This window comes from Microcoleus sp. PH2017_34_RAT_O_A (assembly GCF_020737885.1).
Taxonomy (GTDB): Bacteria; Cyanobacteriota; Cyanobacteriia; order Cyanobacteriales; family Microcoleaceae; genus Microcoleus.
Genome location: NZ_JAEQDD010000124.1, coordinates 1 through 13766, shown reverse-complemented (window position 1 = coordinate 13766; position 13766 = coordinate 1). Strand labels below are relative to the sequence as shown.

Genomic DNA, 13766 nt, shown 5'->3' with positions numbered 1-13766 from the left:
ATAAACCTGTTAAATGCCTCGTATAATGTCGGTCAATAGCGTTCATCGCCTTGATTTAACCTCTCGACAATTAATCCACCCTGCTTCTTAAGGGGGGTTAGGGGGGATCTGGGCCTCGTCGTCAGTCTGACGCACCTGACAACTTGTTGATTGAAGTGTGACACGCAGGGTAAGTCTTATCTATTTTAGCCGATCGACAACTGCTCTAATTATATCAACAAAAATTAGATAAAATCATTCGTTAGGGCGGTGCGTGAGTCCAAATAGTTTTATCGTGTGGATTTATAAATTTCTAAAGCTCTCACACCCTACAGATTAATTATTCGGAATTACTCGATATTTCAAACTCAAAGTATTTAATCCTGATTTGATAAATTATACTGTATTTATTTTTTAGATTTGGGACGGGCTAGAAGCCCATCCCACTCATTGTTTTAAGGAAAATACGGGACGGGCTAGAAGCCCATCCCACTCGTTTTAAGGAAAATATGTTCATTGGATACCTCGGCCATCTTCCCTCAAGATCCGTGACATCCCGTAGATTGATAGTTGCCGAATTGCCTTCGGGTGAGGTTATCTTAGACAAGACGCGATCGCAATCACAGTTATGGCATCTCCAAACAATCAAAATTCGGCGGATTCATCTCTGAAACAGTCTCTAGAGGCTGGGTTAGCTGCTTTGAAACAAAAAGATTACCAAAGCGCGATCGCCCTTTTAGAATCCGTCAGCCAAACCGCAGCAAATCAACCGCCCGGAATCCGCGCCCAAATGGGATTAGTCGTGGCATACAAAGCAACCGGAAATCTCAAAAGCGCGATCGCCCTTTGCACTTCCCTCACCAACATCCCCAACACCCAAATCAAAACCTGGGCCGATCGCACTTTAAAAGAATTAACCCCCCCAAAACCACCGGAAACTACACCAGAAACCGGCTTTGTCGCCTTTGATTCAGCAACGGAATCGCGGAAGGAAACGCTTAAGGGCGCTCGACCAACCGCAGACAAAAAAACCGGATTTTCACCCTTAGAGCCGACTAACGCCCCAGCAAACACCAAATCCACACATATTTCACCGCCACCTCCACCCCCCAAACCGCCGATTCACCCGACACAAGAGGGCGAGCACGGGGACACCGCCCCTACAACAACCGCAACCGATACAGAAACTAGCGGCGAAAACAGTTCCGGTTCCCCAACAGATATCCCCGGATTCGCCAGCCCAGATACCTACGAACTTACTTGGCGCCAAGCGGGGCGCACCAAAAGTCCGCGCCCTCTCAAACCGCTAAAATTGCTGAATTTTCGAGTGGAAGCTGTTGTAAGTGCGATCGCCCTATTTTTTCTAGCCCGATTAGTCCTACAATTCCTGCTGACAAACATCAATGCTCTATTAGTTCAGCTTTACATATTTACTAGACTGCCAATTTTTCAGCCAATTCAGCTTTTTTACCGAGATCCAACTCTCTTCCTCCAGTTTGTTTTCGGATTGCTTTTGGCATCTTCTCCCTGGCTGACAGACGCCCTGCTAAAACTTTTTTGCGGTATCGAAACCCTGCGCGGCTCAGTTTTATCCAAGCACAGCAAGGAAGCGACGCGCGTACTCCGCAGTTTTTGCACCAAGCAAAATATGCCAACGCCTGTACTGAAACTCTTACCGCTAAATGTTCCTGTAGCTTTCAGTTACGGCTGTTTGCCCCGTTTTGCTCGGATTGCTGTCAGTCAAGGGCTGTTAGATCAATTGACGGATGATGAAATTGCCACTATTTTCGCGCGGGAGTTGGCGCATATTTCTCACTGGGATTTTGCGCCGATGTCGCTGGCGATGTTGGTGCTTCAGATTCCTTACCTTATATATTGGCAGACTGCATACTGGGGCGAGCGGTTGTGCGATTTAATGACGATCGACTTTTTGCGTCGTACTGTGAGAGTTGTCACCGCCGCAATTTCTGCTACCAGTTACGGAGTTTATAAGTTGTTGCGTTGGCCGATGTTGTGGTTGTCGCGCCGCAGAGTATATTTTAGCGATCGCACTTCCGCAGAAATTACCGGCAATCCCAACGGTTTGACGCGAGCACTGACTAAAATTGCGATCGGCATTGCTGCAAATATCGAACAACAAAAACAAACTAGCTTTTTCCTCGAAAGTTTCGATTTGTTGTTACCCGTCGGCGTCGCACAAGCTGTAACCTTTGGTGGTGCTGCATTGCGCGCGCCCCTAAAACAGATTTTGTTGTGGGATGTCACCAATCGAGAACGCATTTGGTTGACAATTAACAGCACGCATCCTTTGATGGGAGAGCGTTTCAAGCTATTGGAACTCTACGCTCAATTCTGGAAACTGGAGACTGAGTTAGATTTGGCGAGTCTGTCGCCGGAAAAACCCAAAACAGGAAAATTATCTCTGTTTAAATCCATACTCGAATTTAAAGACTCAAAACTATTTTTACAAGGTGCGCCGTTTTTTGGGATTCCGATGAGTCTGGGGATTGTTGCACTGCTGTGGATGGTTAGCTGGCTGTTTTCCAAGACGAGTATTTGGCAATTGGATTGGCTTTTGGGCGATCGATCGATTCTTTGGGGCTGTTTGCCGATCGGATTTTGTCTCGGTACTTTGATGCGGATTAACTATTTTTTCCCCGACATTACGCCACGAGAAACCACTTCACCAAGTTTACTAGAAATTTTGTCAAACTCGAAAACTCTACCGCTAGATGCTCAACCTGTGCGCCTTTCCGGGCAACTTTTGGGTAGACCTGGTATTGACAATTGGCTGGGACAGGATTTGATTTTGCAAACGGCGACGGGTTTGGTGAGGTTGCACTATGTTTCGATGATTGGCCCGATCGGCTCTTTGTACCCATTTTTGCTCAAACAGACGACTCGCCCTACCGATTTGATCGGAAAACCGGTTGTGGCGACTGGTTGGCTGCGTCGGGGTGCTACTGTGGCGATCGACCTAGAAACTCTCCGCAGTCAAGAAGGACTCGTTAGTGACAGCGGACATCCGATTTGGTCTGCGATTTTGGCCTTTGCTGCTGCTGTTTGGGGCGCGTACATCATTATCCAAGGCGGAAGATGAGACAAGGTACGTTGTTGCGCTTCAGCGCTCTTGTCTATATGAAAGAGCGCTGAAGCGCAACAACGTACCTTTATGGAATGTGACGGACAACCCCCAGCCGGACAACTGTCAACTGTCAACCCTTCGTAAAGAAAAGTTGCTTTTTTGCCAACACTCTGTTACATTTGTTTACATGAATCGGATTGAACCAAATAGCGCAATAACTTCAATTGGCTAAAATCGATAAGGCATTGCGTAAAAATTGTCAACCTCCCAACACAGCAAGTTCAGCCAGCCGCCTGTCGGCTGTTTTTTTTCGACAGCGAATTTAGCTCTGCGGAATGAATTCAGAAAAGTGATTCAGATACGGTTTTCGTTCAATACAGCATGAAATCTTGCTAAATAACTAGCTCTGTTACCAAGGCTGTGATACCTTTAAAGAATGGTCGGACGCTGCCGGGCCCGATTTGAGGGATACCGGGTAAATGAGTAGTCCTCAACATTAGGAGCGAGATTAGAAGTGAGGTAAGATTACTGGCTGAAAAAATGTTAGCGATTTTCTCCCTCACTGTATTAGACTGAATACTGGCATTCCGATCGCTCGCAATTGACATCCTTGGACATAAATTTCTACACGGCGCTGGCTATAAACATTCTGAATCAAAACCGGAAGCAAGTAATACAGAACAGCCAATAGCCTAAACATTTGAGTGATGACTAAAAGTTTACACAACAACCTGAGATTTAAAAGCTCTCTGCATTGGCGGTTCAGTTCCGGCACGATCAGAGTAAATCATCTTTTTGTTCTAAAAGGTGGGGGGAGCTGTCAAGGTTGGTGGGAGGAATGTGCAAATTCTGTGGTTATGCGGTGTTTCCCTGCGGTCAATATTGATTTGACTTCAGGTAATTTTGTTCGAGCAAACTAATTAAAATCCCAATCTGGAGGAATTTTTCATGTCTATTCGTCTTTATGTTGGTAATCTACCGAAGGAACTCGATCGCCTAGAATTGCAAGAAGTTTTTGCACCCGAAGGCGAATCTGTTACCACAAAGGTAATTACAGATCGCAAAACTGGTAAATGCAGAGGATTTGGCTTTGTGACGGTGCTAACCGACGAACAAGCAGATCAAGTTATTGAGAAATACAACGGCTTGATGTTCAAAGAAAACCCCCTGAAAATAGAGAAGGCCTTACCCCGCTCTAAGGGTAAATCTGAGAAGGGCGAAGACGATCAGCAACAGTCATCATCGCCTGCTGCCCCGCAGTTGGCATCATCGTCGCCGTCGCAGCCAGTCCCTGCACCGCAGCAACAGCAGCGCTCGGCTCCTCCTACCCAAGGTGGAGGTGGCGGTTCTAGCAAAAGCAATCGCCGTCGCGGTGATAACAACAAGTCTCGCCGCAATCAGTCAACAACAACGGTTTCGAGTGCTGATTCCGGTTCGGTGCAGCCAGATCCGCGCTGGGCGAGCGCTTTGGAAGAACTCAAGCAAAGATTGGTGGAAGCTCAGACTACTAATTAGTCGCAAGGGCCCACTAATTGCTGCTATCTCTCGACTGCGGTTGAGTGATTTGAGTTGGAAGTGCGATCGAGAATTGGTCAAAACAGCCGAATTCTCGATCGCACTATTTTATAAAAAAAGTTCGGCAAGCGGAAAACTCTGAGTCTTTAGACCTGAGATGAAAGTGGCACGGGCGGTTAAAACCGCCGTGAATTTTTCTTAATTCTTAACATTTTTAGCAGTGTAAAAAGGTCTTTTGCCGTTACACTCTCTTATTGGGATGGATACACAGGTGTAAACCTGGGAAGCAAATGCCTACCATATATTAAAGGTACGCGGGGACTCCACGGAACCAAGGGCCCGAGCCCCTTAAACGCTTGAGGAGCTTGCCCAAAGGCAAGGATAGCAGCCTGCCATTTTTTGGCAATAGGATTGCGCCCAGGAACCCTAGCAATAGGGATATTAAGAACGAAATTTCTTAAGAATCTCAGTCGCGAAGAGCGCTGAGAGTGTCAATGCAAAAAACCTCTACTCTAATATCTAGAAGTTTCTTCGGGTGTGTCGCCTCGGTAAATCTTTAGCATTCAAGCGCAAATCTCCCTGGCGACGCACCCTACAGAAATTTTTGATTGAGCGATTGAGCGATTGATTCATCAATACTTAATCTTTCCCTCAATCCGCTATAAATCATGTTTATTCGCCCTCAGAAAATTCGATCGTCTCAATAAAGTCAAAAATCTTGTTCATAATGCCCTCAACCTCCGACTCAAGAGAACCCAATTCATCCTTAGCCTGATAAACTCGCTGACAACTTACCGTGTAGCAAAAATCGTCAACTATAAAAGCCATAAATCCCCGGTAAGCATCCACTTTAGTAGCTGCGGCATCTTTTTCTTGCACGCTGAGAGTTGCACTCCCCGGTAAATCGACCACTGCAAAATAAGCTTCTTCATCTTCTAAATATTCAGTGTAGAGCAACTTAGAATCAGCAAATTTAGCGAGAATTTGATCGTCAATAAACTTGTTAAGAAACGAAGTAAGATAAGCCCATTCGCCCGCTGACTCGATTAATTTTTCCACTTCGCTAGCCGTCTGGAAATAATCAATTTTCAGCAAAACACCAAAGCCATCAGAAAATGCAACATAGCCTTCTCCATCATCAATCCTACCGCCTCGTTGCTTGTCAACTGGAATTGAGACAGTAAAATTGCGTTTAGCAGACAGGTACAACGGCTCCTCTTCTAAATCGAAATCAGCCTCTTCGATTTCTAGGTGGGAGTATGCAGCAATTACATCCCCGATAATTTCTTCGGCTTCCTCATCGTCTACACCTAATACTTCTTGAAATTCCTTGAGAAAATCCCGGTGCTTTTTCGACACTTCATCATCTACGACAAACATTGCTACGACAATGGCAAAAGTATCCAAAACCACCTCATTTGGAAGTGATTCATGGGCGGTATTAAATAATCCTCCCAAACCATCTTCCGCGATAATATTTGCCAAATGTTGAAACATTTCTGACATATCATCTTCCGAGAATTCAGCAAATATTTCTGAATCCCAAAGTATGCTTTCTAAGATATCTGCATCGGCGTCAGGGGAATTAGCCTCCGCTGCGACAAGTGCGATCGCCGCGACGGATTCCTCTAAACTCAAGGTGATTGAGGATTTATCTTTTGACTTGAATATTTTAGTAAAGTTGCTCATGGTTTTTGCTTGGCTAAAGAGTTTAGTTTTACGTTTGGCCTGGAGCATCTCATTTTTGCAAAAAAGATTTTTTGACAATTGGGTATTAAAATTAGATGCGCGCTAGCTGATTACCAAGGACTGCCAATTAGTGTAAATCCGGCCCAAAATTTGGGATGAGATAAATCTGAATTTGGTACTTGTCCGGCCCGAGTAAGATCGATCGCCCTTTTTTGACTCCCCACCAACTTACCATCTTTAATCGCGACCTGTTTGCGAATCATCGCCAGTTGAGCTTGTCTGAGGGCTTCAGCCTTAATGGGAGTCGATCGCAAATTAGCATAAAACTCAGTCATCAGCCCCAAAGTCGCAAAATCATTAACTTTCCACAAACTCGCCAAAGCTGATTTTACACCGCTGCGGACTGCCAGTCCAGCAAAACCCATTTCTGCGTCACTATTGCCGATCGCAGTTTCGCACGCACTCAACACCAATAACTGTACTTGCCTGCGATCGTACCACTTCGCCAACCGAAATTTATCCAGAGCCAAAGAGCGGTTCCACAGGTCAATTTCAGCCTCCTTGCGTCCGTTTTGATGTTGCGGGAAGCTGGCGTGAGTAGCTAGGTGAACAATCTCAAAAGCCTGTTGCTGCCGCCGCTGTTTGGTGAGATTTTCCACGGTAAAATCTTGATTGAGAAAAAAGCGGCCGCGCCACAGCGGTAATTCACCAGCATTTTGGCTGTTGCTTCTGGTACCGGCGATCGCAGATAATTCGATCGGCACCGCAGGCAACTTTGGTTTATTAGTATGGGGGAATTGGGAAGCGCCCATTGCTAAAACTTGAGCGTTTTTTAAGCTTTCATAATTAGTGCTAGTCAAGCTGACACTGGGAATTGAGCCGAGGCTGTACTTTTCTACTAGAAATTGCTCCCCGTCGTGCAAAGCTGCTATGGGCAATTGTCGCAAACCTGCATCGAAGGAAAAAACTAGCGTATCTATATTTAATTCTGCTAATTCTTTAGAAATTGGCTCAACAAAAAAATCATAAAGTTGCTTCGCATTTGCCAAGTCTTTATCTTCAAGACTATCTGGATTTGAGATATTTTTTTGAAATTCATTTACGATTTTATTCAAGTTTACACGATTGACTTTAATAGATTTCAGGATTGGAGGGCCTTCGGGAACTACTAATATTAGCGACAATGATTCGAGACTGGCGAACGCATAAACTATTACGGCTTGTTTTCCGGTTTCTGTCTTAATTGTTTTCAGAGTTTCTCTGATGTACTCAACATTGACTCTTTTGTCAGTAAAATCTTCTTTAAAGTAGTTTTCATAGTCTTGTTCAAAGAGTTTATCGATTAAGGCAATAGCCTCATCAGCATTGCCTTGATCTAAAGCTTGTTCAACGCTAAATCTGCTAATTTCTAAGGGAAAAAGATTGGGAATATTTGCGGGTGGGGGAGTTTCGGCTGCTGGAGTTGGTGCTGGAGTTGGAATTGGTGCGGGTGCTGGAGCTGGTGCGGGAGTTGGAATTGGTGCGGGTGCTGGAGCTGGAATTGGTGCGGGTGCTGGAGTTGGCGGCGGAGTACTTTCGGGAATGTTTGCCAAGGAATTAGGCTCGATCGCCTCAACGGGTGGCTCAATAGTAGGCGCAGGAGTAGGAGTTAAGACTATCCAGCCATCGGGTTGTTCTGTAGCAGAAGAACCAAGTTCGGGCGGTTTTTCTGGCGGGTTTTCAGGAGGCGTTATTAAAGTAAGATTCGGTTTTTCAACGGGCGGTGGTGTGAGGGAAAAGTTGTTCTTTGGATCAGTAAATGCCCAGTTAAAAGTGCTGCTTCCTGTTTCAGGATTTGGGGTGATAGTGGTTTTTGCTCCTAATGAATCGCCAATTAAATAAGCTAAATCTTGTTGCGGATTTTCGCTTTGGGCGGGTGCTACTGCGGCTGGGGGAATGGGTGCGGGAATGGGAGAGAAAGAGGGTGCAATTACAGGTGGAATTGCTGCTACAGGCGGATTGTAAGGCGATTGTAGGGGTGCGGGTGTTGGATTGGGTGCGATCGCACTTGGAGGTGCGATCGCACTTGGAGGTGCGATCGAGCTTGGAGGTGCGATCGGGGCGGTGAGTTGGGCGATCGGGGGAATTGTGGGTGCGGCGGGTATGCGATCGCTCGCGCTTGGTATTGTTGGGGCTGAGGGCTGTGTGCGGGTTGTGCGGGGCGGTAGTGTGAAGAAATTGGTGTTTAGCAGTTCTTCGATGGGGGAAAAATCGATCGGCGCGGGTTCGGGTGTTGGGGATGGGGTTGGGGTTGGGGTTGCGATCGAGATTGCGGGTGTTTGGGATGGGATTTCGGGTGTTGGGGTGGGAGTTGCGATCGGGCGATCGGGTGTTGGGGTGGGAGTTGCGATCGGGCTTTCCGGTGTTGGGGTGGGAGTTGCGGCGGGGGATAAACCCTGTGGTGGCTGGCGTCTGGGTATAAGTAAAGGTGCGGGAGTTGGTGCGGTTGTTGGCGCAGTCGCTGGAGTAGTTGCAGGCGCAGTAGCTGGAGTAGTTGCAGGCGCAGTCGTTGGAGTAGTTGCAGGCGCAGTCGTTGGAGTAGTTGCAGTCGCAGTCGCTGGAGTAGTTGCAGGCGCAGTCGCTGGAGTAGTTGCAGGCGCAGTCGCTGGAGTAGTTGCAGGCGCAGTCGTTGGAGTAGTTGCAGGCGCAGTCGTTGGAGTAGTTGCAGGCGCAGTCGCTGGAGTAGTTGCAGGTGCAGTCGCTGGAGTAGTTGCAGGCGCAGTCGCTGGAGTAGTTGCAGTCGCAGGAGTCGGCGTTGCTGAAGGAGTCGGTGTAAGTGATGGCTGAGGCTCTGGGGTCGATCGAATTTCAATCTTTTCTGTATCCTGTTTGTATGTATAAAAATATCTATTACCAGACAAAATTTGTGAAGACGTGCCATTTCCCCGAGTAATAGCACCAGCAGTTCCATTAGTTGTTGAATCGCCAACAATAAAAGGCGTCAGTCCATTACCGCCGTGACGCAGCAAAATTGTACCGCCTTTATCCCCAGCATCTCCAGCAGACGAAATGCTAGCAGCAACCCCATTTCTATCTGAAAAAGAATTGATTGATCGAAAAAACTTTTCAGTCCAAACATAGATATCTCCACCTCTACCATTACCCATGCTCTGACTGTCAATTTGATTAACAGTAATATTGCCACCAGCATTTAGACTAATATTTCCACCATTAGTAGAGGAACTAGAATTAAGATTCCCCGTTTGAATTGCTCCCTTCTCACTGTACAAAGAAATACCCAACGGAGAAGTAATATTTTGCGTGGTAATATTATTAGTTGTAGAAATATTGATTGCGACAGTCGTTCTTGTAATATCATTTTCAATTTTGACGGTATTGAGAGGAGTCACGTTACCGATAGGAGCGAAAAATTGAGCCATTCCCGTATCAGGTTTAACCGTCAGATTGTAAGGCCCGTCAACTGTAGACTTACAAGTAATATCACCTGTACCAGAGATTTTTACAGACAGGTCATTCGCCAATCTTAACGGAGCATTAAATGTAATATTATTGCGGTTAGTCTCGATATTTCCCGCCGCAGTAATTGATTCCTTTGCCGTGAGATCGATATTGCCACCAATCACATTAGTATTGGTAGCGAAAGTTTGGGAGTGAATACTAGATGTAGCCAGAGTTCCTTTAGCCTCTATGGCTACATTTCCACCTCTACCATTGGCTGCCGCAGTAAAAATTGGGCCAGCAGTTGTGTTAACATTACCGCCGCTTTGAATGCGAAGATTACCACTATTAGCGTTAAATCCGCTTAATAATAGAGCGCTGCCAATTCCGCCTGTATTGATATTGCCGGTGGCTTCGAGGGAAATATTACCGCCATTATTACCACCCATTGCATTGATCAGTCCAGCAGTGGTATTGATCGTAGTGCCACTTTTGAGAGTGATATTTCCACCATTATTATTACCTACAGTAAACAGATTTTGAGTATTTATAGAACCATTACTATTAAGATTTATTGAACCGCTTTGTTGCTGAGCTTGTGACGCAACAATAGTAGTAGTAATATTGCCGCCAGCACTTACATTAATATTACCACCCGTTTGAGTTGTGAATGGGGGAGAAGCAGGTACATAAGCACCGGCAACCAATTGATTTGTATTGATATTACCATTGGTATTAGTAATGTCAATATTGCCACCTTGTGATTTAGACTCGGTATTTGCACTACCAATGCTTATATTTTGATTAGTATTAAATAATGTGATATTACCACCATTCCCCCCAGAAGAACGAGAAAAAATTGGATTACCCGGTGATATTTGAATACCATTTTGAGCTTGAACCGTAATATTTCCACCTTTGCTGTTTTCACCATCGGCATTGAGCGAATCCAAATTGATCGAACCACCACTCTTGAGACTTATTGCACCACCTTCTTGCCTACCAGTCGTAGAAATTTGATAACCATTAATATTGCCATTAGCCTCCAATCTGATTACACCACCGTTATTATTGTCAGAATTGGTTGATATCTGTGTACCACTGAGATTAATATTTCCTGTTCGACTTAAAATAGAAATATTGCCGCTAATCCCTACGCCATTATTAGTGACTCTAGTATAAATTATGCCAGTTGTAATATCATTTTTAGCTTCTAGATAAATAGAACCTCCTTTTCCGAATGTAATTCCTGTATCTAATTTGTAAGCAAAATTATCTGGTTGAGAATTTTTATTATGTAAGCTACCACCATTAAGATTTATGCTTCCTTCTGTACTTACGATCGAAATATTGCCACTATTGCCACTTGTCCCGCCCAAGAGAAGAGTTATTATCTCAGCAGTAGTAATATTATTCTTAGCTTGTAGAGTAACGGAACCGGCATTACCATTATTTGCTCTACTGTCTAAACCTCCAGCACTGGTATCGATGGAGCCTCCCGTGCTAGTAATCGAAATATTACCAGAGTTTCCTGTTTTGACATAACCAGTGACATATTGATCTAGTGCTGATTCTAAACTAGCAGTGACAATATTTTGTTGAGCATTGAGTGTTATATTACCAGCATTGCCATTATACGAATAACTAGATAAAGTGCCAGCAGTAGTGTTTATGCCTCCTGCTGTGCTGGTAATAGTGATATTGCCTGAATTTCCCCTGCCTAATGCACCGAACCATTTAGTATTAATATCTGTTGTAATAATATTACCGAGAGCCTGTAAAAGTACGGAGCCACTGTTGATTTTATCAGTTGTAGATAACGTACTAATAGTTCCGTTGAAAAAAGCATCTCCATTTTTTAATTGAGTCGTCGAACCAGTTAATACTACGTCTCCTTGAGAATTAACTGTCACTTCTCTTACACTTATCCCTTCACCCGTCAACAACTGTGGCAAAGATGTAACTGGCAACACCCAAGTTTGAGGCAAACTACCAGCCACAGATTGCGGTTGAATCTCCAAGCTCAATAAGTTTCCTGGCTGACTAATTCTCACTAAATTCTCACCCGGAACCGCAGCAATCGTAATATTGCCTCCCGGTGCAGCAAGTTGTCCCGTACTCACAATCGTGCCGCCCAACAAAGTTAAACTCTGTCCCTGTTTCACAGCCAAACTACCTAAATTGATAATTGCTCCCGGCTGTAGATTTGTAAAAGCAAAACTGTTCGGATTTCCGACTAATTGTGCATAATTATTCGCGCCAACTGCACTAAACCAGTTATTGCCGAAACCAATTCCTGTAGCAGTAGTCGCGGTGAAAGAACCGGGAACATTTAAGCTGGAATTTGCACCGAAAACAATCCCCGCCGGATTCATTAAAAATAAGTTGGCATTGCCGCCCGTAACTTGAATTAAGCCGTTAATTATGGAAGCATCGCCGCCGACAACTCGCCCTAAAATATTGCGGATGTTGGAATTTGAGATAAAGTTAGCAGTTTGTCCTTGAGTTAAACCAAATTGTTGGAAACTGTGAAATAGATTTGTACCGTCGCTGGATTGTTGGCCGCCTTGGATGTTAAATTGGTTGCCACTGGGGGTGATTTGAGTATTCGTGCCGTCAGTGTCGGGGGTGATTTGGGCTGTGGCTATTTGGGATGGGGTGAAAAGTCCTGTTTCCCAAGTTGCTAAGGTGCTGAAGGAGAGGAATGTTAGGAAAAATAGATTGTTTTTGTCCGCTGATTTCATGGTTTTTGTTAGTAGATGATATGATGATAATAAATTAATTGACAATCAATATCAGGACAATCCTGTAGGGGCGGGTTCGCCGAAATATATGATACCCAACGACAATTATAAAAACCCGCCCCCACCCAGCCCAAAAATTAAGAATACATTGAATTTAACCATGTGGCGGGGAGGTTTTTGGGGGTTATTGGTTGGGTTGGGGCGGGTTTTTGAGATAGTTTGTGAGTGACAAATTCGGTGGCGAACCCGCCCCTACGAATTTGGGCATAAAATACGATAAAGAATATTTTATCACCATCCTGTAGGGGCGGGTTCACCGAATTATATGACACCCAACGACAATTATAAAAACCCGCCCCCACCCACCCAGAAATTAAGAATACATTGAATTCAACCATGTAGCGGGGAGGTTTTTGGGGCTTATTGGTTGGGTTGGGCGGGTTTTTGAGATTGTTTGTGAGTGACAACTTCGCTGGCGAACCCGCCCTTACGAATTCTGTTTTTAAGATCGTAAATTCATCAATAATACATTTTTACTGTCTAATTTAATATTGATTCTCTTGGAATTGCAAAATTTTTTAGATGGGTACATTTCATCGGTTTCCCACTTATACGGATTGTTGATAATATATTCCTGAATTTTGGCAAACGTTGTCTCATCGCGAATAATATGTTCGTAATAACCCCTTTGCCATACCTGGATTCCTGAAACACGGCGTAGTTGATTGATACGACTGGAAGAAAATGTTTTAAAACCTCTCACAATTTCCGATAACCCATGACGTTTATCCTGATTTTTTATGATGATGATTCCATGAAAATGATTCGGCATAATGACAAAAGAATCTAATTCTATATGAGGATATACTGTCTTGAGATTAAACCAATTAAAGTTGACTACTTCACCGTAACGGCTTAATAGCATATTTTCTTCTTCAATGTCACCTAATAAACACTGACGTTGCCAAATACAACTTGTCACAAAATATGCACCAGGTTGGCTGTAATCATATCCGGGGAGACGAATAGAACGACGATGATGAATATTGGGATTGTATTTCATATTTTTTGTAATCAACACAATATCGAATATTGTATCACAATCCTGTAGGGGCGGGTTCACCGAAATATATGACACCCAACGACAATTATAAAAACCCGCCCCCACCCAGCCCAAAAATTAACAATACATTGAATTTAACCATGTGGCGGGGAGATTTTTGGGGGTTATTGGTTGGGTTGGGGCGGGTTTTTGAGATTGTTTGTTGGTGACAGAATTAATGGCGAACCCGCCCCTACGAATTTGGGCATAAAAT

Annotated in this window: 5 protein-coding genes; 2 read left to right on the top strand and 3 right to left on the bottom strand. The window is 44.5% G+C overall.

The genetic code is table 11. From position 1 onward, the window contains the following. Positions 1–607 precede the first annotated feature (607 nt). Entirely contained in the window at positions 608–3079 is a 2472-nt protein-coding gene (locus tag JGK11_RS29375; RefSeq protein WP_293213987.1) for a zinc metalloprotease HtpX, read from the top strand. A gap of 933 nt (positions 3080–4012) precedes the next feature. Continuing rightward, positions 4013–4579, top strand: coding sequence for an RNA-binding protein (locus JGK11_RS29370; protein ID WP_293186837.1), 567 nt, complete (start codon positions 4013–4015; stop codon positions 4577–4579). A 672-nt stretch (positions 4580–5251) separates the two neighbouring features. On the opposite strand, the gene JGK11_RS29365 is transcribed toward JGK11_RS29370, so the two are convergent. From JGK11_RS29365 to JGK11_RS29355, 3 genes are all read right to left on the bottom strand, one after another. Beyond that, positions 5252–6268, bottom strand: a complete 1017-nt coding sequence (locus tag JGK11_RS29365) for a hypothetical protein (RefSeq protein ID WP_293186838.1) — start codon at positions 6266–6268, stop codon at positions 5252–5254. A 110-nt stretch (positions 6269–6378) separates the two neighbouring features. Further along, entirely contained in the window at positions 6379–12450 is a 6072-nt protein-coding gene (locus JGK11_RS29360; RefSeq protein ID WP_293213985.1) for a CHAT domain-containing protein, read from the bottom strand. Positions 12451–12952: 502 nt separating this feature from the next. Then, the gene (locus JGK11_RS29355) at positions 12953–13513 is read right to left on the bottom strand and encodes a transposase (protein ID WP_293213983.1); all 561 of its coding nucleotides are present in this window, start codon (positions 13511–13513) and stop codon (positions 12953–12955) included. Positions 13514–13766: the final 253 nt, after the last annotated feature.